Below are 22,210 nucleotides of genomic sequence, written 5' to 3' on the forward strand. Positions count from 1 at the left end.
TTCAACTCTTACGGAAGATTTCCAAGGCCGCCCGCTCGATGATCCGAAGAACGTCCATGATTTCCTGCTGCTCCGCCTTGGGAAGCTCTTGACGGTCCAGATCGTGATACAGGACCCCGTAGTCCAGCCCTATCGGCCCCCCAGCCCCTACACGCCACTGTGTGTAGTTGCGCGTGAAAAGGTTGAACGCCAGCACGTGGTCAGGCCAGAGTTCGACGCAAGGCCGAGGAAAGTCACTGAGCTTTAGCCCGGCCATTGCTAACGTTGCGGCTGATGGCGGCTCCCACAGGAACGCCGCCACAGCCTCCATCAGTTTTTTTTGCGATCAACCCGGATGGCATCGTTGAAGGCGCTGGCAATCGCCAAATCAGCGCCAGGCTGATGCTCGCAAAGCAATTCGATCGATTCCTTGCTTACGCGCATGTCCGCGTCCCAATCCGCGATCAGGAGAAGCAGCAGGTCGGCGGTCGTAATCTCGCCGGCCGCCAACTGCTTCATCAACGCTTCGTACTCTTTGCCGGTCTTGTGGCGATACGTGATGTTCAGTTGCTGCTCGCGCCCCTGGCCGACGATGGTGATGCAGGCGTCGATAGTCGGATTGGATTTGATCTTGAACGTCATTACGCGGCCTCGTAGCGGATGGGATCGGCGACCAGGGAAAAAACGGCAGTGTTCTGCAGGTTCTCGTTCACTTGGCCGACGGGGACCTTGTTGAACGAGGGATAGGCGTAGTAATAGAGCGTCGAGCCGCTGGGCAGCACGCCGCGCACGACCACGGGTTCGCGCAGGCGGTCAGCCTCGATCAGGGCCGCATACCAAGGCTTGTCCGGGTCATAGTCCAGCGACACCGTCATGGTCATTGCGTTCTTGAACGTCGGCTTCTGGCGCTGGCGGCTGGTAGGATCTTCGACGTACTGATAACTGAAGAACTGCTGCTCGCCGCCGGCCATCACCACGTCGCGCACCTGGTCCAGGTCTACCCAGGAACTGACCTCTTGATAGGAGCCCGCGCCCCCGCCGGCCGGGAACAGGACGGTGCTCGTGGTGTCCACGCCTTCCAGCTCGAAACTGTCGGCGTCTGCATTGGCGCTGCGCGCCACGGTCTCGTTCAGATTGGTCCACGCCGATTTCAGAACCAGGATGGAGCCGTCTTGCGGCGGGGCGGCTGCGGAGGCAACCGCCGGATTCGCATTGGAGAGGGCCGAGATGGCGGCGGCCGCGGCGAGCTTCGTCGAGATGGAATATCGCGTGCCGTTGATGAAGATGGAAGACATTTGTGTTCCTCAAATGAAAAAGCCCGGCGCGTGGCCGGGTTCGATGTAGAAGCGGGGGAAGGTCAGGAGGGAAGGAACCAGATACCGAAGTCCTGGCGGGTGCCGTACTTCTTGATCGCCTCTTCGTAGAGGCTGGTGGGTGCGCCGTAGGGCTCTACGGCAGGAAAGCCACTTTCACAGAGAGCAGTTCCGATCAGATCTGCGATACCGGATGCCTCCAGGCGCGTGGTGGCCCAAACGTAGACCTGGACGCGTTGGTGACGCTTCTTTCGGCGCTTACCCTCGACGTACCACTGCTCCGTGCCGCCGACGCCTTGGTAGACGATCAGCGGAAAAACCGGTTTGTCCGGCGTCACATCCGGGTAGATCCGGCCCGCGACCAGCGGACCCAGCAGCACCTTGAGATCTGCATCAAGGCTCATCTCGCCCCCCCTGTCCAGCCAGCAATTCAGGGAGCCGTTCTCGCCCGCGCTGGATCATGGCCGTCCGCGCCCTCGCCGAGGCGGCCTCATACGCCGGCCGCAGGAATGGATAGGCGGGCACCCACTTCGGCGTCGCCAGCTTGCGGCGCTTGTCTGTGACATAGCTCCCGTCTGGTTTTCGGACCACCGCATAGATCTGCCAGTGCCCGAACTCGACCAGGTGGCCGTGCGGCGCCTTGCGCTTGTTCCAGGTGACGGCATACTGGATCTCCCGATCAGTGGAATACCGTTCCCGAAAGGCAAGGTAGATCGCTGCGCCGAGCACGCCGTTGTGCGTGTTTACGCGTGCCTTCGCCTCGTCCCGCAGAACCTCGCCGCCGGCGACGGCCATGGAGCGCGCCATGCTGATCCGTGCGGGCCCCAGCAACCGATCCAGGCCAGCCGACCAGCCGGAGGTGTCGAAAGACGCCTGAAGCCCTTTAGCCATCGTTGCCTCCCAGTTCGCAGATGAGGAATGCGCTCCTTCGGTCCTTGAAGTCGCGGGTAATGCCCTTGACCTCGAAAACATCCCCGTCATGGATGATCCGCATTCCCTCGTCAATACCCAGCGCCCTGGCGGCCTCGAAGCTCACCAGAAAGCTATAACGCGCAATGGACGCTGACACGTTGCCTTGCAGGCTTGATCGAATCGCCCCCAACCCCGTCTCGTTCGCGATGCCGGCCCAAAGGGGACCGACATTCATCCATTCGTCCAGTGGTTGACCCGCATCGTCCACTGAACCGGAGCGGCGCTGTACCAGGATGCGGCGATTCCGCGCTCGGGCCGTCATGGCAGCACCCGCGTATAAGGAAAGACCAAGCGGGCGAAGCCGGGGTTCTGGTGCAAGACCTTTTCGCCCGCAGCCTCCGGATTCTCGATCATGTCGCCCACCAGCATGATGATGGCCAGCTTCAGCGGCTCCGGCACCGGGCCTGGCTTGCTCGTGAACAGGATCGGAAGTACGCCCGCCTCGCTGGTTGTTTCGCCAGGCCAGATGGGCAGGGGGGATACCCTGCCGCCAACCGGCGTCCACTCATACGATGCCTCGGCAAGTGCAAAGCCCGTCCTGCGCTCGACCAGTTCGCGCGCCGCGGTAATGACGCCCGGAATATCCTCGTCCAGCGCGTCGTGGTCGATATGCAGTAGCCGCTTTACCTGCTCCACCGTCACCGGCTCCTGTGTCGCGGCAGCGATCAGGCGCAGCATGTCTACCCTCCCGCGAAGGCAACGGCATTGGGATGCGGGTCAATGTATCCCGCGTCCTTTAGCGCCGCGACCAGTGCAGCGTCGAAGTCGCGGACTTCGCCGCACTTGCCGTAGATGCTGTCGTGCAACACCAGCGCGCGAACCGATCCGCCCTCGCTCGGAGGCGCATCGGCGGCGGCGAGCGCGCCTTCCTCCGGCGGCGCCGCCGGCGTAGCCCCGGGGTCGCCCCCCTCCGAAACATTGATACTCACGCCGCCGTCGTTCTGGCCAGCCGGAACATCGCTGCCCGGTGTCGCTTGGCCGCCGCCCCCCTCCGTGGGCACCAACGCCGCAGGAGCGTTCGATTCGTCGCCGGCCGGGGCCGGCTGTGCCGCTTTTCGTGCCATGGTTTCGTCCTTGCTAAATTGCGCCGGGGGCACTCGCCCTCCGGCGCAGGGTGACTACTTGGCCGCTTAGGCGGCGGCCCCGTGCTGGAACAGCTTGACCGCGCCGCCAACGTCGATCAGGTTGCCCCCGGAGCGCATCCACGCCAGGAAGCCAACCTGGCCCTTCTTGACATAGGCCGAGTCGTTGAAGCGGAACAGGGTGATCGACATGACATCGCGGATCTTGTACAGGCTGAAGTCTCCGAAGGCGATGGACTTCGCCGCGGCGGCCGGCACCGGCATATGCTGGTTGATCTGGATATCGCGGTTCAGCAGGCGATCCGGAGCGCCCCCGGGGTTGCCCTGCTCGTAGCCGGGAACGAAGATCGGGCGACCCTGATCGTCCTTGATCTTGCGCACCATCTTGAGCATGTCATCGTGGAACATCCACTTGGCGCCCAGGCGATAGGCCGGGTCCACGCTGTGTTCCAGATCCACCAGATCGTCGTAGGTGATGACGGGCGTTGCCGACACCGCGCCGATCTTGCCCGTCACCGCGGCAGTGACAACCCCGGTCGGGCCGGCAGTGCCGGGGCCAACGGTGTAATGGCGGTTGGTGACGCGGCCGAGGCGCGTTTGCAGGCGCTGACGAATGAAGCCCTCGATGTCCGAGGAGCTGTCCTGCAGAAGTTCCCAGGGGACGGTCACCACCTTGGAACTGAACTTGTACACCGACAGGCCCTTCGTGCCGAACGACACGTCCTGGTCGCTGGCCGACTGATTCTCGGCGACGATTTCGCCTTCTTCGTTGGTGCCGTCGCTGGTCGGATACTGCATGGGCTCGCCGCCGCCGGTCGTGAAGACGTTCGCGACTGCGCGCATCCCGCCGAACGCCTTGAGCGCGTCCAGAATCGAAGTGGCGACAGTTGTCGGAACGGTATAGCCGCCCTGCTCGGGATTGACCGAGGGGTTGCCGCTCATGGCGTTGCGCACATGCGTCCAGTCCTCCGCAGTCAGTGCGTTGTCGCCCCCACGGCACCACTTGTCGAACAACGCCACATCAGCGGGGCGGCCCTTGTTGGCGCCGGGGCGCACGTCGTGCTCACGCACGCCGGCGTTCTGCAGGTCGTTTTCGGCAGTCAGATCCATCATCTTCTGATGGCGCGCGATGGCGGCGTCGATGCGCTCGATTTCCGCCGTGTTGTCGTCGTATTTCTTCTGGTGGTCAGCGTTCCAGTTGGCGCCGGGGTTGTTGTCCAGCAGGGCGCGGGTTTCCTTGGCCAGCGCGTTGCGGCGCTCCCGCTCGGCTTGCAGATTGAAAGCCATAGTGTGGTTTCCTTCAGTCGAAAAAAAACCGCCCGAGGGCGGTGGGGTTGTCCTGCGAGCGGGAGCCGCTTAAGCAGGTGTTGCCTCGATCAGCGAAAACCGCCGCTCAAGATCGTTTCTGAGAGCCTGCACCTTGGCGTCATCGACGGCCGGCGATTGCGGCTCGGTCAGGGCCTTGGGCGCGTTCTGGTAAGCGCCGAGGTTCCAGGTGTTCGATGCCGTCGCCTTCTTTCCGGCCGCCTCGACAATTCGATCCACAAAGCCATGCTCCAGCGCCTCTTCGGCGCTGAACCAGGTTTCGGCATCCATCCACGCCTTCACTTGGTCCGCTTTCTGCCCGGTTCGCGCCTGGTAGTCGGCAGTGATCGCGCCGTCGACCTTTTCCAGTAGGTCCGCCGTTTCGCGCATGTCGGCCTTGTTGCCAATGGCGACCGTCCACGCGTTGTGGATCATGAAGAAGGCGCCCTTGGTGATTTCCACCTCGTCGCAAGCCATGCAGACATCGGTCGCCGCAGAGGCGGCCAGCCCGTCGACATGGCCGATGACCTTGGCCGAGTGCTGGCGAATCGCGGTCATCATGGCGCGGGCGTCGAAAACGTCACCGCCCGGTGAATTGATCCGCAAGTGAATGGTTTCCGCCTTGATGGCGTTGAGCGTCTTGGCGAACTCGGTCGCGTCAATGTCGCCCCACCATCCGCCGATAACGCCGTGAAGGTAGATGGTGGCCTCGCCCTCGCCGGCTTCGGCGCGCAACGGCTTCGCCCCCGAGGCGTTGTCACGCGCCAGCTGAAGCAGTTTCGGAATTTTCATCTTGGATTTCCCTGTCTTGATCGTCTTGTTGCTGCGCCGGACCCTGCGCAGCGCCAGCAAGGGTTGGCCGGTCAAACGCACCGCCCAGCGGCTGGAGGTTCTTCAATCGGCGCACTTCGTCCACCGACATCCAACCCTGAGTGCCTGGCCCGCCCAGCGCCTTAGAGAAGTACTCGCCCTGAGCCTTGGAATCGCCGGCCATCAATCCGTCCACGTTGTGTTCCGTGAAGTAGCGGGCGGTCCGGAACAGTTTCCGGTTCAGTTCGGCCTTGATGCGCTTCAGGTGCGGGGCAAGCGTGTATTTCACGAAACCGATACCCATCTGCTCGATTCCGCTACCCCAACTGCTCGCCTTCGTCATTTCCCCGATCATGTGCGGGGGGACGCCAAAGGCCCGCGCGATGTCAATAACCTGCCATTGCCGCGATTCCAGGAGCTGCTGGTCCACGGCCGACATAGTCAGTTCCTTGATGTCCAGCCCTTCGGTCAGAATCAGCGGGATTCGGCGGTTTCCCTGAATGCCGCCATATTTCGCTACCCAGGCGGCCCGGAAGTCCTCCTGCATATCGGGAGACATCGCCGCTGGGGCCTTGATGGCGACCTCCGGCTTTCCTCCTTCACTGAAAAACTTTCCGGCATGTTCGTCGCCCTGAATTGCAATGCCAATGCCGTTGCGCGCCCCCCACTGAATCACCGACATAGAACTCACGCCGTTGAAGCCGAAGCCGGGAAGGTGGATGACGTCGTCCTGGTCGACGGTGAAGTACCCCTTGTCATCGTGAAAGGTGTATTGCAGCCGCCTCGGGTCGCGGGGGCTATCCCTCGCCTGCTCGCGAATATCCACTCGGTCGCGTGGCCACGGGATCATGCCCGTCATGGCGCCGGCGCGGTTGCGGGTGATGTAGCCGACGCCATCGCCACGCAGCAGCATCTGGGTCACCAGAAACTCCCAGCCTGCGGACGCCACCCAGTTCGGGCAGAACTCTTCATTCAGCGTCCACCAATAGCTGTGATCGACCTGCTGCCGTGATCCCCTGATCCGCTCGAAGATCGGCAGCGGCAGCTGGGCGATAGATCCGGCGATCAGCGACACGCAAGCGTACACCGCTGAAACACGCATCGCCGTCCTTTCATTCACCACGGCGCCCGAGGCGGTCCGAGGGTCGCCGAATACCTCGAAAATCCGGATATCAGACGACGAAACGGTTTCCCCGTCAGCAAGGCTGGCGAATCCTGGTTCCTTCCGTTCCGCCTGCGGCGGCTGTTCGGCGCTGCCGCCACCCAAGAGTTTGGAAAGTAGTCCCATCACATCACCACGAATCCTTGTTGAATTTTCTTGACGCCGGCCGCAGGGTTCAGCGCCATGAGCTGCGCGGCGTCGAACAACGCCATGAGCGGGTCAATCTTCGCCGTTCCACTCGCCTGCTTGGTGATCAAGATGCCATTGGCGCGTTGCTCGATACGCGCATTTCCCACCGACCAGGCCAGCAATGCCTGATCGCCATGCAGAAACGTCCCTTCGGCCAGTTTTCGCTCGACCGTCTTGATGATTCCGCCAAGCTTCCAGCCCTGGGACACACCGACGATAAGATCCTCGGGGATTTCTGCCTCTACCAGCGCGTCGTTGAAGGTCACCCCGTTCTGGTCGGCCCCGATTGCGTTTTTCTCTGGGAATAGCCCCGCGTCGTAAACTTGGCGCACCAGGGCGGCCAGTTCGGCGGTGTCGTCGCCGATATGCTTCACGACGACCAGCTCGCCGGCACGCTCGAAATCTCGCAATCTGGGTTCAATCTCTTTCCGACGTTCCAACGCCGAAGGATGAGCCCAGGCGCGCCCCCAATGGAGCCAGTTGCCTGTGCCGCGCTCTCGCCCGATAAATGCCAGCCCGAGCAGGTCATCGAGGCCACCGCCGTCAATGCCTGCCGTGACCACTTCGGAGCGCTCTAGCAAGGCGTGCAGCGTCAATGTGCGCTGCCCGCGCGGCAGCCAATGGTCCGCGCCCGCCCAGCGGTCGGAACGCAGGTTCAGCCCGATTTCGACATTCAGGTGCTTGGCCAGGAATTGCTGGAATGCTCCGTCCGTTCTGGCCTGCAGCAGCCTAAGCTGATCGCCTAGCCATTCGGCACTGACCGAACGGCCTAGGTTGGGGTTGGTGATATAGAAGTTGGCCGGATCGAGATAGGCCTTTGCCTCGATCATGTCGTCCGGAAATTCATACAAGATTCCCAGCGTCTTCGGGTCTATCACCTTCCCGTCTCGCACATCCCGCCAGTAAGAGAGCTTTTCTCTGAATACACCCGCCGGCGGCTCGTCGCTTTGTGTGGTGAGGTAGATGACCCAGCCCTCGTCCCGCGATATCTGGCCGCCCAGAGCCTCAAGGAACATCGCCACGGCGTTTGCACGCTTGCCGAACAGCCAAAGTTCATCAACGAGGATACGGCCCGACTTCTTCCCCGACACCGTGTCGGTGTCGGCCGCAACAACCTTCAAACTGTTGCGCGTCGTGCGATGCGTGATGGTGCGTACATGATCCTGGACATGGAACATGTCGGATAGTTCTTCGTCCGCCCGCACCATCGCCGCAGCTGGCTTGAAGCTGTTGTCGGCCACCTCCTTCGTGGGCGCCAGGATCAGGTGTTCCTCTTCCTGGCGCCAGCAGATGATGACCGCGGTCAGCATGATGCCGGCGGCAATAGTCGATTTCGTATTCTTCTTGCTGATGAGCAACCCGTATTCACGGATCAGCTGCTTTCCCGTGTCCTCTTCATAGCCGCCAAAGATGGCGCGGACGAAATCGAACACCCATTCCTCGGAACATTCGCCAAACGTCTGATGCCGGTATTCGCCGATGGCATCGTCATAGACCTGCGGGAGGTCAACTACCTTCAACTGCTTGAAGATGCCCAACGCATACTCGGCCTGGTCCGGAAAGATCGGCGGGGGGATTATCGACTGTCGCGCCCGCAGTCGATCCGCCCAGTCTGGGCACGCGGTGGTCCAGGCCATGCCTTACCCCTTACCGACAACACGCAGGTGCGGGGGCCGCGGCGGGGCGCCGAACTTGCCACCTGCCACGGCCTCGCTGGCCGCCTTCTTCTTGGCGTCCTTTTTTCCTTGCTCGCCGATCTTGCCGTGGACATAGGGAACCCACGCCTTTGCGGCATCGACTCGCAGCTTCATGTCCTGCGCGGGGTCGTTTGCGACGGCCTTTAGAAACTCCAGCGGATCCGAATAGAGCTTGCCCAGGTCGGGCAGCGAAACTATCTTTCCAGCGGCGGCGGCCTCTTCCTTCAGTTTGTTAACCTGATTAACACGGCCCAGGGCTTCCTGGACGTCCTTGTCTTTCATCAGCCGGGACGCTGCAACGGCCGCCCCTTTTTCGCTGTAACCCGCATGGATAGCGGCTTTCGCACCGGACAGGCCCGACTGCAACGCCTGCACAAAGCGGCGCTTTTTGTCGGTTAATGCCATTAACAACCTCGGTTAACAAATCCGGTTAAGGGGAAATTTTCCGCGCGTGAGGGAACGGGTGGTTTCCGTGCGGCGACCCCGCCAGACTTTGACCCCCCCCCTTGGCCCAACCAAGCCGGCACATCATGCCCGCTGGCGATAGCCCATGTCTTCCCGCGTCTTGGCGTCATGGCAGCCGACCTTGCGCCCGTGCGCATCGCGCGAGACGCAAAGCACCTGCGTGTTCTCGTCCGTGTCCGCGCCTCCATCGTTCAGGCTGACCTTATGGTCCAGCTCGAAGCCGTAGGGGTACACGGTTAGCTTGCCGCAATGGGCACAGTGCGGGTCAGCCGACCATACGCGCAGCCGCCGCTCTTGCAGCCTGCGGCCTGTCAGACGCGTGGCGCTGGGTGTGGGCGCAGTGGCCAGTCTGGAGCCCGCCATTGCAATACGCGGCTTGAGTGTCTTGAGCTTCATATCGCTCCCTTCTGTGATCTTGCCGGGTGCTACCTACTGCACACCGCCCGGCGCGATGCCCCAATCCCACACGCCATGCCCAGCGTGCGGTCCTCGGTAGCGGGAGGGTGGAGTTACTTCAGATTTGTGGGGAGCCGGTCTAGTCGTCAGCAGGCCAGCTGCGAATGAGCAGCTCGGCCCGAGGAACGCCGGCGCCCCCGCCGACCGTGTACCGGATATCCAGCACCTGCATTGGGAAACCCGCAAACACCTCCCGCATCTTCGGGTGGTCGTTCACGCTTACGAGCGCGCGCCCCTTCATGGTCCGCATGGACTCGGCCATCGATACGTACTCGTTCAGTCCGAACTCCACGCCGTAGCCGGCCGTGTCCCAGTACGGCGGGTCCATGTAGAAAAGCGTGTGCGGCCGGTCATAGCGCTTCACGCAGTCCCGCCAGGGCAGATGCTCGACGTAGATACGTGCCAACCGCAGATGCGCCGCAGACAGCGTCTCCTCCAGCCGCAGCAGGTTGAGGCCCGGCGGTGCGGTCGTAGCCGTGCCGAACGTCATACCCTCCAGCTTGCCGCTGAAGCAGTTCTGCATCAGGTAATAGAAGCGCGCCGCCCGCTGAATGTCGGTCAACGTCTCCGGGCGGGTTTCCTTCTGCCACTTGAACATCTGCCTGCTGGTCAGCGCCCACTTGAACTGGCGGACGAATTCTTCCAGGTGGTGCTGCACCACGCGGTACAGGTTGACCAGGTCGCCGTTGATGTCGTTCAACACCTCCACCTTGGCCGGCTCCGGCCTGGCGAAGAGAAGCGCAGCGCCCCCGGCGAAGGGTTCGACGTAGCAGGAATGCTTGGGAAAATGGGGAAGTATCTTGTCGGCCAGGCGGCGCTTGCCACCCAGCCAGGGAATGATCGGTTTTGCCACTTGTGAGCGTCCATGTAAACTGGCCGCCGCCTGTACAGGTGGGGCGGCCTTGGGTCGTTCACGGGCCACGTCCGTGTTTCGGCTGTCAGCTGGGGAACTCGCGATTCCACAGCTGTCGCCGCCTTCTTTGGTTGCGGCGGCAGGAATCGAACCTGCGCCATCCGGGTTATGAACCCGGCGCTCTACCACTGAGCTACGCCGCGAAATGGGAAAGCCCCGACCGGCATATCCGTAGCGGGGCTTTCGTTTGTATGGAGCGGGTGATGGGAATCACCCAAAGCAGCCAACCCATTGATTAATAAAGATTTTTTCTGGTTATTAAAACCAGAAGTGGCCTCTGAATGTACCACATCACCCCTCTTGGCGAAAGGCATAAATCCACCGCCCTCTGCTGGCAGCTACCGACAGCCACTGCGATCAGGAAGGGAGCGCTTTTGCGATCTGCAGTGCCCTGCGCTCGAACCGTTCGGAAACAGGGTTCGCTTGCCCCTGGGGCCTATGCAGGTGCGTCACGATTTCGTAGGGGCCGTCGTCCAGTGGTCGCATGCTGACTCCCCATCCAGGGGCGTGCTTGATACGCGATTGTGCGGATACCCCGACACCGTAGCCGGCAGAAACCCATAGCGCCATCATCTCGAAGGAAGTCACGTACTGAAGGTTCTGCGGGTCAGCAGGCAGACGCGCGAGCAGCCGACGATCCAGCGAAGAACAGGTCTCAGCCTCCCAGCGAAAGATCGGATAGTTCTGGAGGTCGGCGATGGTGAGCGATGCCTGCTCAAGCAAGGGAAGCCTCAGCGGTATCGCAACGGCCATGTGCTCAATCCACAAGGGCTGGGTTTCCAGGGCCGGATCGCTCGCTCCTTGAAGCGACATTCCCACGTCGTAGCGGCCTTCACGAAGCCCATCAAGCAGCTCGTCACCTGCCACTTCAAAGAACGTGATGCTGACCTCGGGTTCTTCCGCTCGTTGCAGCGCGAGCAGCGCCGAGAGCTGAGATGACGATACGCCTGGCGCAATCGCAAGCCTGAGGTGGGCGGGTTGGCTGGTGATGTTGTCCACGGAGAACCTACAGAAGCGACGAAGCAGGTCAAGGGCAAACCAGCATCATAGTAAAGAGAGAAGTTTAACGTCTATATGTTTAACGTGGTTAATTTAAGAGGATTGTTTGACGCTTCTGTTGATGCAGAAGCTTACTATTCAGCCAGGTCGTCCACCTGGCACACCCACATATGAATCCGAACCAGCATTAGCTTTCGGGCGGGCCGTGCGTGCCGCTCGCGTCGCGCAGGGGGTCGCTCAAGACGATTTTGCGTATCAGGCGGGAATATCGCGTTCGCACATGGGCAAGATCGAACGCGGGGAGCATGTGCCGACGCTGCCTTTGATACTGAAAATCGCTGCCGCACTCGGGATAAGCGCCAGCGAATTGATGGCCGCGACTGAAAAGAACCTCAGCGCGGGCAGTGAGCCGCAAGATTCGGCATAGCGGTCGTAAGTGTCTTTTCGGATATTGGCAGCGCAAGCTGTCGCAGCCAACGGCGCCGGGCGGGTGCTTAGCCCGACAGCGGAACACTGGAATGCCTCTTACGTATCGACAACCACAACATTAGCCACAGGGATTTTCTGGGAAATAGCAGCGTAAAGATCAACGTCCGTCTGCTGGGTCTGAATGGATACCACCAAGCTATATCGCGCCGGCAGGCCATAACGTTCCAGCGCAGGCCGTGTCCGCCACCACCCAGCCGAAGGATACACAGCAATGAAGCCACGGCTGGCCAAGTCAGCCGCCGTACCTTTCCAGACATCCTGATGCAGCGAACCACGATGCCGCTGCCGTTCGCCCAACAGCCAATTGGGATCTGAGGGGTTCACAGGGTCACCCTCATCCTCGCGCTGCGCTGCCGCATTCACCCGTGCGACAAAATTCTCGGTGGATGCATCAAGCGGACGCTGCACATCAAATCGCAGGCGATGCGAAGGGTAGTGATACTTTGATGCAACACCACGCGCTGATGGATTGGGTTCGATGAAGTAGGAGAGCGTGATGCGCATCTCGACGGGCGTGTCCTGCAACGCCTCCAACTCATCCTTCGGCCAAGGCAAGGAGTGCAGATTCATGTCGCGCGTCACGATGCCCTTGCCCTGAACCTTCGCATAAGGATGCACCACGTCTTCAACCAGTAGGGTCAGCGAGTCTCCCGCACTCCAGAGCGCGCGGTTCAAGTCCGGGGTTCCCCAGCCGCAATGGCGAATCAGGTGAACGTAGTCGTCCTTGTTGGGCGCTGCGGGCAAGAACATCCCCCGCATGGCCTCGCTCCATTGCGCCGAATGTACCAGCAACGCACGCACGGTTTCAGGTCGGAGGTGCGGATAGGCCGCCATGATCTGCGCCGCCATTCCCGCGCACAATGCCGATGCGGCACTGGTGGCATTGCTGGTAGTGAACAAGCGATCCAACGGCTGGTTATGGGTCGTCAACAAGTTCAGGCTGGCCATGCCTACCGCCCCCAGCTCATCCTTGGCTGCATTGCCTCCTTCCAGCACCACTTCGGGTTTCAAGGGCCATGCGCGATCCCACGTCCTGGTTGTTGTCGTGAAAGGGCTGAGGCCGCCGGCTTCGGCAACGGGCTTCAAGGAAGGATGACCTTCCGTGTCGATCTTGTCGGTAAAAGCGCCCACCGTGATCGCGTTCCATGCCTGGCCAGGGTCATGCACGAGATTGGTGGAAAGGCTATCTGGATACCCCGCCCATGCATTGGGGTCGCGCGTGTTGCCGGCGGACAGCACGAACAGACGCGGGCTTTCACCGACCCCATCGGTATCCGCAGCAAGGCTATCGACGGCAGCAGACCACGAGGAAGGACGACCACGATCACGGTAGTCCGAGGCTGTCACCGCCGAAGCGAACACGCGCGACCGATTCGGAGCGGAGATTTCAGGCCGCGCAACGCCTTCCATGAAAAGGTAAGCATGGTGGCGCGCATCGCCTTCATTCGCACCTTCCGCCGGTATCAGCTTGACCGACTCCAGCCGATGAGGGACGTTGATCGAATCCGCAGACGCCAGGGCGTCTGTAAGATCGCCATAGGCAGCCAAGCCCGCCAAGCCAGTGCCATGATTGGCCTCATCATCCACGCCCCAGGCTGGCTCCACGGTATGCAAATCGCTCGCATCCATCAACGGCTCCAAGAGCGGATGCGCGCGCGTCACGCCGGAATCCAATAAGCAGACTCGCGGAGCGGTGTCGCCTGATGGCCTCAACTGGGCGCGACGCAGCAAGTCGTCCGCCCACTCCCGTTGTTCACTGATGCCCATGCCGTCGAAGAACTCGGCCGTCTCCTTGGCGTAGCGAAGTTCAGCGACACAGTTCAGCGTCATCACCGACCGCGAGAACTGCTGCTGCGACCCATACATCAACAACACCGTGCGTTCGGGAAAATTGACCTGCTTGTCACTGACGACACATTCCGCCAATCGAGCAAGCTTCTTGAAGTCTTCTACAACGACTTGCCGCTGCCCCGCCCCTCGAACCGGAAGCCATACCTCCCACCAGAAGGCGGTCGCAAGATCGTCAGGCAGCAGTTCGGGAGCGTCAGTCCACAGAGCCCTGATTTCTGCAGTTCGGATGGATTCGATGGCATCCAACAACTTCCGGTGATCGCGTGCTTGACCGCGACTGTCCTTCTTCTCCTCCAGATAGTCGGATATGTATTTCTCGAAGTGCGCCAGCTTTCCATCAGGAACGAAGACATTGGCGAAGGTCTGGTTGCCTTCGCGGCGAACACTGAGAAGTTCAATGTTCCTGGTTTCGTTCGCCAAGCTCTCGAATGCCAACTCGACATCAGGTTGGCTGGAAAACTGGATTTGCAAGCCCAACCCGCTTTCCAGTTGCAGGTCTCGCTGACCTTGCACCGCCTCTGCTGCAGCGGGCTTCAAGTTTTCAACCTGGTCGCGAAGGGATGCACCGTGCTGCTGCCGGGGCAACGTCGGCACGCTGCGTGTCGATCCACCGCCAGCAGAGTGCGCTTTGAACTCGACGGCTTGAGATGTGTCTCGAAGAATGAAATGTGGGCGCTTAGCTTGTAGTTGATCCGGCATTGCTCGGTGCGACCTTCTTGTTGTTCATTCTGAGGTTCAATTTGCGGCGCTCATCGAAAGCACGTGTCAGCACATCTGCTTTTACGCGCTCCTCGTCGTGCATCACGGCTTCCTTGATGGATTCATCTACGGCACGTCTGATCTCCGCGTAGCTCAAGCCTTCTGCCTTGGCTGTGATGGCCTTGAGCGGAAAGGGCTTGGGCGCGAACTTCCCAAGCCGCGACTGGATCAGCTTGGTGGCCTGCGGCGCGCTCGGGAGCCGATACTCGATCACGTCATCAAATCGGCGAAAAAGCGCGTAGTCAAGGATCTCAACATGGTTCGTTGCTGCAACGATCAAGCTATGGGATTGGTCGCTCTCGATCATTTGCAGAAAACTGTTCAGTACCCGCCGAATCTCACCCACGTCATTGGCCAGCCCTCTTTGTGAGCCGATGGCGTCGAACTCGTCAAAGAAGTAGACGCCTCGCACATCATTGATGGCATCGAATATTTGGCGCAGCTTGGCGGCGGTCTCCCCCATGAACTTGGTGATCAGTGCATCCAGTCGAACGGAGAACAGCGGAATGCCAAGTTCACCGGCCAACACAGAGGCGGTCATCGTCTTGCCGGTGCCCGGTGGCCCGACCAGCAGCAGTTTGCGTCTTGGCGACAGGCCATGCTCGCGGATGCGCAAATGATGCCTCTGCTCTTTCATGATGCGACCAAGTTGTTCGGCCATCTCCGCATCGAGCACCATGTCCGACAGACGATTCTTCGGATAGGAAACCGTCAGCAAGTTTGCCAACTCACCGCGAGGACGGGCCAACGGCACCAGTTTGCCCTCGGGGCCGCCCGGCGAGACACGGGCTTTTGCCGCGTCGATCATGTCGCGGAGTTCTTCGGCAAGCTTGCCGTGACCTACCTTCGCTTCACGGGCCGCGACCTGCATGGCAACAGAATAGAAATGCTGGTCATCCCGCTCGATATGGGATTTCACCAACGCCTTGAGTTGTTCGGCATTAGCCATAGTGGCCTCCCACCTGCGCTGTCATGTTGGCCGATGCTCCCAGTGATGCCAGCGCAGACTGCATTAACTGATCGGCGACGTGCTCGTCTATCGCACCCAGTTCGCTTTGGTCGGCAGCCAGAACGAACAGCAGGCCGACAGGCACATGCAATGCCTCGGCAATTCTTGTAACCGTCGAAAGTGTCGGGTCGCGCTTATTGTTCTCAAGCATCGACAAGTACGACACGGAGCAATTGGCTCGGTTCGCAATGGTGCTTTGAGAGACGCCCCGTTGCGTTCGGCACAGTCGAATGGCTTGTCCAACATTCATGGCGCTTGCTTTCTCACGGGTTGCGACGAGCGTAAGTACCCTGGAATTTTACCACCAGTGAACATTATTGACGAGACTTCTCCTCCGGATACCGCACTGGCAGGCTTCAGGCAGCCAGTCCTGGCCGCTGCGGATCAATCGTCCGAGTGCGCGCGCAGGCGCGCGATGAATCGCTCCACCGACACCGGCGAGTCCTCGCCGGCGGGCCGTAGCAAGTAGGTCGTGATGACTGCGGAATCCATGGCCAGAGGGCGGATCACCACGTCGGGGCGCAGGCTCGCCGCGATCCTGGTTTCGGTGATGAAGCCTACCCCGTAGCCGGCACCGACCAGGGTGAGCATCATGTCCAATGACGACACGTGCTCGGCGACGTCGGGTGGACGCTCCAAAGGCCGCAGCAGCCGCGCCAGTTCACGATGGTAGCCTTCGCATGCCTGCGGGTCACATAAGACCAGTGGGTAGATCGCAAGCTGATGCAGCGGAACAGCCTTGTGTGAAAGTAAAGGATGCCGGGCGGGCACGGCTACCACCAGCGGATCGTGCCAGAGTGGCTCGGTAACGATGTCGTCGCCGACTTCCGCCGTGTGCGCAAACCCGATCGAGAAGTCACCTGAGCGCAAACCACGCAACTGATCGGCCAACGGCACTTCGGACAGGCGAATCTCGATCTCCGGCTCTTCCTCGCGGCAGCGGGCCAGGAGGGCCGACAGCCTGGGATCGATTGCGCCGTCGGACACGGCGATGCGAAGGCTTCCGCTCAAGCCCGCAGCGACCGCCCGGACGTTCTCCTGAGCCTGTTTGAGGACGGCGAACACCCTGCGCACATCTTGCAGGAACGTTGCACCCGCTTCGGTCAGTACCGTGCCTCGGCGGTTGCGCTCGAAGAGCACCACGCCCAGGTCATCCTCAAGCTCTTTGATGGCGCGGGACAAGGGTGGCTGTTCGATATGCAGGCGCTCTGCGGCCCGTGTGAAGTGCAGCTCTTCTGCGAGAGCCACAAAGCAGCGAAGGTGTCGCAGTTCCATGGGCCGTGCTCCTGTTCCGTATCAGCGATCTATTCGCACCAGCTCTCGTCCGCAGTGACCTGCTGGATGCACGTCCAGTCCACGTCACTCCTGGCGCGCTGCGCTGGACTGAAGCGCCTGCCAGTCCACGCAGGATCACTCATTTGCATCTCAAAAATGGTTATCATAATGCAGCTAACTAGTGAATCAACTTAGATTTATAGACGTCTTTCCACGCAGACCATATACTTTTTGCAGAAATTTACACGAGCATTCGCTAACCCGAACGAGCCAGTCAGGATGCCCCACCAACAGCTTGCCGATCTCACCCAGCCACAGCGTGACCGTCTCGCGTTCGTGGAATTGCGTCTGCGCTTCATTGGGGAGATGCGCCGCCAGGACTTGGTCGCGCGTTTTGGTATCCAGTCCGCTGCCGCGTCCAGGGATCTGGCGCTGTACAAGGACTTGGCTCCGGGCAATATCGACTACGACGGCAAAGGCAAGTTCTACGTCCTGGGTTCGAGCTTCCAGCCGATCTTCGATTTCCCACCCGAGCGGGTGTTGTCGTGGCTAACCCAGGGGTTTGGTGACGGTGAACCGATGCACATCAAGGCGTGGGTGGCCAGCGAGAGCCCGTCCCGGCTCACTCACCCTGACCTGGCAATCCTGGCGAGCGTCACTCGGGCAATCCATTACGAGTGCCCGCTAGGTATCGAATACCACTCTATCTCCAGCGGTCGCACCGCGCGGGATATCGTCCCGTTCGCGCTGATCGACAACGGCCTGCGCTGGCACGTGCGCGCCTTCGACCGCAAATCGCAGGAGTTCCGCGATTTCGTCCTCACCCGGATCAAGCGCCCTGTGGTGCGCAAGGGGCAGCCCGTAGAGTCCCACGAGATGAGCGATCAAGACATCCAGTGGACCCGGATTGTCGAGCTGGAGCTGGTTCCTCATCCCGACCAGCCTCGGCCAGAAATCACCGAAATGGACTACGGCATGCAGGGTGGTGCGCTGCACATGAAGCTGCGCGCCGCCACCGCCGGCTACATCCTGCGCAAATGGAGTGTGGACTGTTCCCCCGACCATCGCCTGCGCGGCCCGGAGTACCGGCTTTGGTTGAAAGACCATCTGGCGATCTACGGCGTGCGCAATGCGGTGCTGGCGCCGGGCTACCGCTCCCCTGATCAACAATGGCTCGAAGCCGAGTCGGACTGAGGGGATCAGCATGCTCGCAAAACTCGAACGACTCATCAGCGAAATCGGCGACCTCAACAGCAAGTTGATCTTGCTGGTCGGTCCCAGCCGCAGCGGCAAGACCCAACTGCTGCGCCAGCTCAGCGCCAGGCTCAACATCGAGCCGCTCAACGTTGGCCTGGAACTGGGGCGCCGATTGGCCGCCACGCCGAACAACAAGCGCGGCTTCTCCGCAGGCGAACTGCTACGTGAGATTGCGCTGCTTGAAGCATTCGGGGAACGAGGCGAAGCCCCGCTGCTGCTCGACAATCTTGAGTTGCTGTTCGAGCCCAGCTTGCAGATCAACCCGCTTGACCTCGTCAGGCGGCTGGCTCACTCCAGGCGCGTCGTGGCCGTTTGGCCTGGCGAGCTGCGCGGTGATCGGCTGATTTATGCCGACATGAGCCATCCAGAACATCGTGACTACAGCCAGGACGGCGTGGTCGTACTCGAAATTTGACCGATTTACGAAAGCTGTGGGAAGAGAAAAGCATATGGGCACGAACATGAAATACGGAGATCTGATCCAGTTCGAGCAAATCGAATCAGTGATCCAACTGCTCGATGCCGGGCGCCCGGACGAGGCCAAGAAGCTCGTCGCGACCTATGTCATCTCCGATGACATGGCTGAGCGAATCTCCAAGCTCATGGTTCCCCAGCTCAGTTTCGAGGATTCGGTCGATCACAAAGGCGTGCTGGTCGTCGGCAACTACGGCACAGGTAAGTCGCACTTGATGTCGGTGCTGTCGCTGGTGGCAGAAGACGCCGCTTATGCGCCGATGATTCGCCACCCCAAGGTCGCCAAAGCAGTGGCCTCCATCGCCGGAAAGTTCAAGGTATTGCGCATCGAGGTAGGCGGTCTGGAAATGCCGCTACGCCAGGTCATCACCCAGCAGCTTGAGCGCTTCCTCAACAAGCTGGGCGTCAGCTACAGCTTCCCGGCGGCAGATCAGGAACTCAACAACAAAGAGTCTCTTGAAGAAATGATGGCCGCCTTCCATGAGGTCTACCCGGACCAAGGCCTGTTGCTGGTGGTTGACGAGTTCCTGGAATACCTGCAGTCGCGCAAGGACAACGAGCTGATTCGTGACTTGGCCATCCTGCGGCAGATCGGCGAGATCACCAAACATCTGAAGTTCCGCTTTGTCGCCGGTGTGCAGGAAGCCATCTTCGACAGCGTGCGCTTCCAACACGTGGCCGACAGCATGCGCCGGGTCAACGAGCGTTTCACCCAAATCCTGATCGACCGCCAGGATGTCAGCTTCGTCGTCTCCGCGCGTTTGCTCAAAAAGACTGCCGACCAACAGAACAAGATCCGCGAATACCTCACGCCGTTCGCCAAGTTCTACGGCTCCATGAACGAGCGGATGGACGAGTACGTGCGGCTGTTCCCCGTTCACCCGGATTACCTGAGGACCTTCGAGCAGATCCACTTCACCGAGAAGCGTGGCGCGCTCAAGACCATTGAGGCCGCCATGCTGGCCATCCTCGATCAGGAAGTGCCCGCCGACAAGCCGCTGTTCATCAGCTACGAGAGCTTCTGGAACACCATCAAGGCCAACTCGGTCTTGCGCGCCGACCCCAACATCAAAGAAGTGATGCGCGTCTCCGAAGTGCTGGAATCGCGCGTGCAGCAGGCCTTCACCCGCCCGGCCTACAAGCCGATGGCGCTGCGTGTCATCAATGCGCTGGCTGTGCACCGCTTGACCACCGGCGGCGACATCCACATTCCGATCGGTCCCACCGCCGCCGAGCTGCGCGACGCCCTGTGTCTGTTCCAGCCGGGCGTGGAGGACATGCCGGGCGACCCCGCCGAGAACCTGCTGTCGATGGTGCAAACCGTGATGCGGGAAGTGCTGAAGACCGTCAACGGCCAGTTCATCTCCAAGGCCCCCGACACCGAGCAGTACTACCTCGACCTCAAGAAAGACATCGACTACGACGCGCAGATCGAAAAGCGCGCCGAAGCTCTGTCCGACGATGCGCTGGACCGTGCTTACTACAGCGCCGTCAAAGCGCTGATGGAGTGCAGCGACGACCTGCGTTACCCCGGCTTCCAGATCTGGCAGTACCAGCTCGAATGGCAAGAACGCCGTGTCGAGCGCATGGGCTACCTGTTCTTTGGCGCGCCGAATGATCGGCCCACGGCCCAGCCGGAACGCGATTTCTACGTTTACTTCATCCAGCCTTTCGACAAACCGAAGTTCAGCGACGCCAACCTGTCGGATGAGGTCTTCTTCCGCCTCACCGGGTTGGACGACGATCTCAAGCGGCACCTGTCGTCCTACGCAGCGGCGCTCGATCTGGCCTCCACCGCCAGCGGCGGCGCCAAGGCCATCTACCTGTCCAAGGCGCAGGACTTTCTGCGTGCCATGAGCAAGTGGCTGCAGGAAAAGCAGATGACCGCCTTTGAGGTCACCTACCAGGGCAAGAAAAAGAACCTGCAGGACTGGGCCAAAGGCGTGTCGCTGCGTGACCGGGCGCGCCTCGGTGCGGACGAGCGCATCAACTTCCGCGACGTGGTGAACGTTATTTCGGGCCTGGTGCTGGGCCAGCGTTTCGGCGATCTCGCGCCGGAATACCCCAGCTTTTCCGTGCTGGTCACCGAGACCAACCGCAAGCAACTGATCGGCAACGCACTGCGCACTCTGGCCGGCGGTACGCGCACCAAGGATGCCGCAGCCATTCTCGATGCGCTGGAACTGCTCGATGGCGACCGCGTCGATCCGGCCAACTCCCGCTACGCGCAGGAAGTGCTGAACCGGCTCAAAGCCAAGGGCCACGGCCAGGTGCTCAACCGCAACGAACTGCTGTCAGGCTCGTCCGACATTGAGTATTTCGCACCGATCAAGTACCGGCTGGAACCCGACCTACTGGTCACCGTGTTGGGCGGGCTGGTCTATTCCGGTGACATCGTGCTGTCGATCACCGGCGACAAGATCGACTCCGGCAAGCTGAGCCAACTGGCAGAACGCTCACTGGAGGAACTCAAAGCTTTCAAACACATCGAGGCGCCCAAGGAGATCAACCTCGCCGTGCTGCGCGCCTTGTTCGAGTTGTTCGACCTGCCGTCCGGCCTGGCGCAGAAGGCCAGCCAGGGCGACATTGAACCGGTCATCAAGCTGCAGGAGAAAGTCAGCGCCCTGGTGCCGCGCGTGCTCAAGGCCGGCTCCGACCTGCAGCAAGGCAAGCTCGGTTTCTGGGGCCAGAACCTGCTGCGTGAGGAAGAAGCCAAGGACTGGTACGCCCGGCTCGATTCGCTGAAGAAGTTCACCGAGTCGCTGACACCCTACAACACTGTCGGCAAGCTCAAGAACCTGCGCGTCACCGAGGAAGACCTGGACGGCCAGAAAAAGAACCTGGAAATCCTGGCTGCCGTCGAGCGTCTGCTCGAACTGGTGGCGGAGCTGGGCAGCACGGCGTCCTACCTCTCGCAGGCCGAGATGGTGCTGCCCGCCGAGCACCCGTGGCTGAAACAGGCTGAGGCGGCCCGCAAGGCCATCTTCGAGAAGATCAGCCAGGACCGCAGCGCCGAGCACGCCGCCCTGATCTTGGGTAATGGCCGGCAGACGCTGGCCCAGCTCAAGAAGGACTACATCACCGCCTACATCGCCAGCCACAGCAAGGCGCGCCTCGGCGTGGCCGAGGACAAGACCCGCAACGCTCTGCGCAAGGACGACCGCCTGCAGGCGCTGCGCGTGCTGGCCGGCGTATCGCTGATGCCCACCAGCCAGCTCACCGCCTTCGAGGAATCCCTCAACGGCCTGAAGAGCTGCTCATCGCTGGATGAGCCGACGCTGGTCACGACCGCCGTCTGCCCGCACTGCCAGTTCCGCCCGGCTGCCGAACAACTGGAGCTGCTGCCCGCCGCCAACCGCCTGCACAAGCTGGATGATGACCTGGATGAGTTGCTGGCCAACTGGCAGCAGACCCTGCTGGAAAATCTGGAAGACCCGTTCACCCAGGACAGCCTCGGCCTGTTGCCCGCAGCAAGCAAGAAACTGATCGACGCCTTCCTGACCTCACGCAAGCTGCCGGAGCCCTTGACTCAAGAGTTCGCCAACGCCGTGCAAGAGGCCCTGTCGGGGCTGGAGAAGATCGCTGTCAAGGGTGACGAGATCAAGCAGGCACTGCTGCAAGGCGGCTCGCCGGCCATGCCGGATGAGCTGCGCAAGCGCTTCGATGCCTTTATGAACGAACGCTGCAAGGGCAAGGATGCCACCAAGCTGCGCTTCGTGATCGAGTGATGCCATGACTCTGCAAACGAACAGGA

At 61.0% G+C, this 22,210-nt stretch carries 24 protein-coding genes and 1 tRNA gene; 4 read left to right on the plus strand and 21 right to left on the minus strand.

Annotated features, from left to right (window positions below; genetic code table 11):
• Position 1: 1 nt before the first annotated feature.
• From C1I89_RS23810 to C1I89_RS23890, 17 genes are all read right to left on the minus strand, one after another.
• Positions 2–310: a DUF1799 domain-containing protein gene (locus tag C1I89_RS23810; RefSeq protein ID WP_102774910.1), complete on the minus strand. Its 309-nt coding sequence runs from the start codon at positions 308–310 to the stop codon at positions 2–4.
• Positions 310–621 carry a phage tail assembly chaperone gene (locus C1I89_RS23815; RefSeq protein ID WP_102774911.1) on the minus strand — a complete coding sequence of 104 codons (312 nt, stop codon included), beginning with the start codon at positions 619–621 and terminating at the stop codon, positions 310–312. The genes C1I89_RS23810 and C1I89_RS23815 overlap by 1 nt, the downstream gene beginning before the upstream one ends.
• The gene (locus C1I89_RS23820) at positions 621–1,274 is read right to left on the minus strand and encodes a phage tail protein (protein WP_258231513.1); all 654 of its coding nucleotides are present in this window, start codon (positions 1,272–1,274) and stop codon (positions 621–623) included. Before C1I89_RS23820 ends, C1I89_RS23815 begins: the two co-directional genes overlap by 1 nt.
• A gap of 62 nt (positions 1,275–1,336) precedes the next feature.
• On the minus strand, positions 1,337–1,696 hold the full coding sequence (locus tag C1I89_RS23825; RefSeq protein WP_102774912.1) for a DUF3168 domain-containing protein: 360 nt from the start codon (positions 1,694–1,696) through the stop codon (positions 1,337–1,339).
• Positions 1,686–2,183 (minus strand): HK97 gp10 family phage protein, encoded by a 498-nt coding sequence (locus C1I89_RS23830; protein WP_102774913.1) that lies wholly within the window; start codon positions 2,181–2,183, stop codon positions 1,686–1,688. The genes C1I89_RS23825 and C1I89_RS23830 overlap by 11 nt, the downstream gene beginning before the upstream one ends.
• Entirely contained in the window at positions 2,176–2,526 is a 351-nt protein-coding gene (locus tag C1I89_RS23835; protein WP_102774914.1) for a head-tail adaptor protein, read from the minus strand. Before C1I89_RS23835 ends, C1I89_RS23830 begins: the two co-directional genes overlap by 8 nt.
• Positions 2,523–2,942, minus strand: a complete 420-nt coding sequence (locus C1I89_RS23840; RefSeq protein WP_102774915.1) for a head-tail connector protein — start codon at positions 2,940–2,942, stop codon at positions 2,523–2,525. Before C1I89_RS23840 ends, C1I89_RS23835 begins: the two co-directional genes overlap by 4 nt.
• 2 nt (positions 2,943–2,944) lie before the next feature.
• A complete protein-coding gene (locus tag C1I89_RS23845) occupies positions 2,945–3,328 on the minus strand; it encodes a hypothetical protein (RefSeq protein ID WP_146196939.1) in 384 nt (127 codons plus the stop codon).
• A gap of 66 nt (positions 3,329–3,394) precedes the next feature.
• Positions 3,395–4,633: a phage major capsid protein gene (locus tag C1I89_RS23850; protein WP_102774917.1), complete on the minus strand. Its 1,239-nt coding sequence runs from the start codon at positions 4,631–4,633 to the stop codon at positions 3,395–3,397.
• 69 nt (positions 4,634–4,702) lie between these two features.
• The gene (locus C1I89_RS23855; RefSeq protein ID WP_102774918.1) at positions 4,703–5,443 is read right to left on the minus strand and encodes a head maturation protease, ClpP-related; all 741 of its coding nucleotides are present in this window, start codon (positions 5,441–5,443) and stop codon (positions 4,703–4,705) included.
• Complete coding sequence (locus C1I89_RS23860; protein WP_102774919.1) at positions 5,409–6,749, minus strand: phage portal protein; 1,341 nt, start codon at positions 6,747–6,749, stop codon at positions 5,409–5,411. Before C1I89_RS23860 ends, C1I89_RS23855 begins: the two co-directional genes overlap by 35 nt.
• Entirely contained in the window at positions 6,749–8,449 is a 1,701-nt protein-coding gene (locus tag C1I89_RS23865) for a terminase large subunit (RefSeq protein ID WP_102774920.1), read from the minus strand. Before C1I89_RS23865 ends, C1I89_RS23860 begins: the two co-directional genes overlap by 1 nt.
• 3 nt (positions 8,450–8,452) lie before the next feature.
• Positions 8,453–8,914: a terminase small subunit gene (locus C1I89_RS23870; RefSeq protein WP_102774962.1), complete on the minus strand. Its 462-nt coding sequence runs from the start codon at positions 8,912–8,914 to the stop codon at positions 8,453–8,455.
• A 123-nt stretch (positions 8,915–9,037) separates the two neighbouring features.
• Positions 9,038–9,370: an HNH endonuclease gene (locus tag C1I89_RS23875; protein ID WP_102774921.1), complete on the minus strand. Its 333-nt coding sequence runs from the start codon at positions 9,368–9,370 to the stop codon at positions 9,038–9,040.
• 139 nt (positions 9,371–9,509) lie between these two features.
• Positions 9,510–10,283, minus strand: coding sequence for a DNA adenine methylase (locus tag C1I89_RS23880; protein WP_102774922.1), 774 nt, complete (start codon positions 10,281–10,283; stop codon positions 9,510–9,512).
• A 128-nt stretch (positions 10,284–10,411) separates the two neighbouring features.
• Positions 10,412–10,486: transfer RNA gene (locus C1I89_RS23885), tRNA-Met, on the minus strand.
• A 214-nt stretch (positions 10,487–10,700) separates the two neighbouring features.
• Positions 10,701–11,342: a substrate-binding domain-containing protein gene (locus tag C1I89_RS23890; protein WP_033982394.1), complete on the minus strand. Its 642-nt coding sequence runs from the start codon at positions 11,340–11,342 to the stop codon at positions 10,701–10,703.
• A gap of 121 nt (positions 11,343–11,463) precedes the next feature.
• Here C1I89_RS23890 and C1I89_RS23895 point away from each other — a divergent pair, with 121 nt between their 5' ends.
• Positions 11,464–11,769, plus strand: coding sequence for a helix-turn-helix domain-containing protein (locus C1I89_RS23895; RefSeq protein ID WP_003158903.1), 306 nt, complete (start codon positions 11,464–11,466; stop codon positions 11,767–11,769).
• Between the two features lie 98 nt (positions 11,770–11,867).
• On the opposite strand, the gene C1I89_RS23900 is transcribed toward C1I89_RS23895, so the two are convergent.
• The 4 genes from C1I89_RS23900 to C1I89_RS23915 all read right to left on the minus strand — a co-directional run bounded on the left by C1I89_RS23900 (position 11,868) and on the right by C1I89_RS23915 (position 16,725).
• On the minus strand, positions 11,868–14,381 hold the full coding sequence (locus C1I89_RS23900) for a S8 family peptidase (RefSeq protein WP_034004688.1): 2,514 nt from the start codon (positions 14,379–14,381) through the stop codon (positions 11,868–11,870).
• Positions 14,359–15,390, minus strand: a complete 1,032-nt coding sequence (locus tag C1I89_RS23905; RefSeq protein WP_023112391.1) for an AAA family ATPase — start codon at positions 15,388–15,390, stop codon at positions 14,359–14,361. The genes C1I89_RS23900 and C1I89_RS23905 overlap by 23 nt, the downstream gene beginning before the upstream one ends.
• The gene (locus C1I89_RS23910) at positions 15,383–15,700 is read right to left on the minus strand and encodes a helix-turn-helix domain-containing protein (protein ID WP_023464296.1); all 318 of its coding nucleotides are present in this window, start codon (positions 15,698–15,700) and stop codon (positions 15,383–15,385) included. The genes C1I89_RS23905 and C1I89_RS23910 overlap by 8 nt, the downstream gene beginning before the upstream one ends.
• Before the next feature lie 134 nt (positions 15,701–15,834).
• Positions 15,835–16,725: a LysR family transcriptional regulator gene (locus tag C1I89_RS23915; RefSeq protein ID WP_023112390.1), complete on the minus strand. Its 891-nt coding sequence runs from the start codon at positions 16,723–16,725 to the stop codon at positions 15,835–15,837.
• Positions 16,726–17,004: 279 nt separating this feature from the next.
• On the opposite strand from C1I89_RS23915, the gene C1I89_RS23920 reads away from it, so the two are divergent.
• Genes C1I89_RS23920 through C1I89_RS23930 form a run of 3 tightly spaced genes read left to right on the plus strand, consistent with a single transcriptional unit; the run spans position 17,005 to position 22,184 of the window.
• On the plus strand, positions 17,005–17,919 hold the full coding sequence (locus tag C1I89_RS23920) for a WYL domain-containing protein (RefSeq protein WP_102774923.1): 915 nt from the start codon (positions 17,005–17,007) through the stop codon (positions 17,917–17,919).
• Positions 17,920–17,929: 10 nt separating this feature from the next.
• Positions 17,930–18,397, plus strand: a complete 468-nt coding sequence (gene brxF, locus C1I89_RS23925) for a BREX-3 system P-loop-containing protein BrxF (protein ID WP_041025041.1) — start codon at positions 17,930–17,932, stop codon at positions 18,395–18,397.
• A gap of 34 nt (positions 18,398–18,431) precedes the next feature.
• The gene (locus C1I89_RS23930; protein WP_258231514.1) at positions 18,432–22,184 is read left to right on the plus strand and encodes a DUF6079 family protein; all 3,753 of its coding nucleotides are present in this window, start codon (positions 18,432–18,434) and stop codon (positions 22,182–22,184) included.
• The last annotated feature ends 26 nt before the right edge of the window (positions 22,185–22,210 follow it).

Origin of the sequence: Achromobacter pulmonis, assembly GCF_002885955.2 — a bacterium.
Lineage (GTDB): Bacteria > Pseudomonadota > Gammaproteobacteria > Burkholderiales > Burkholderiaceae_B > Achromobacter > Achromobacter pulmonis_A.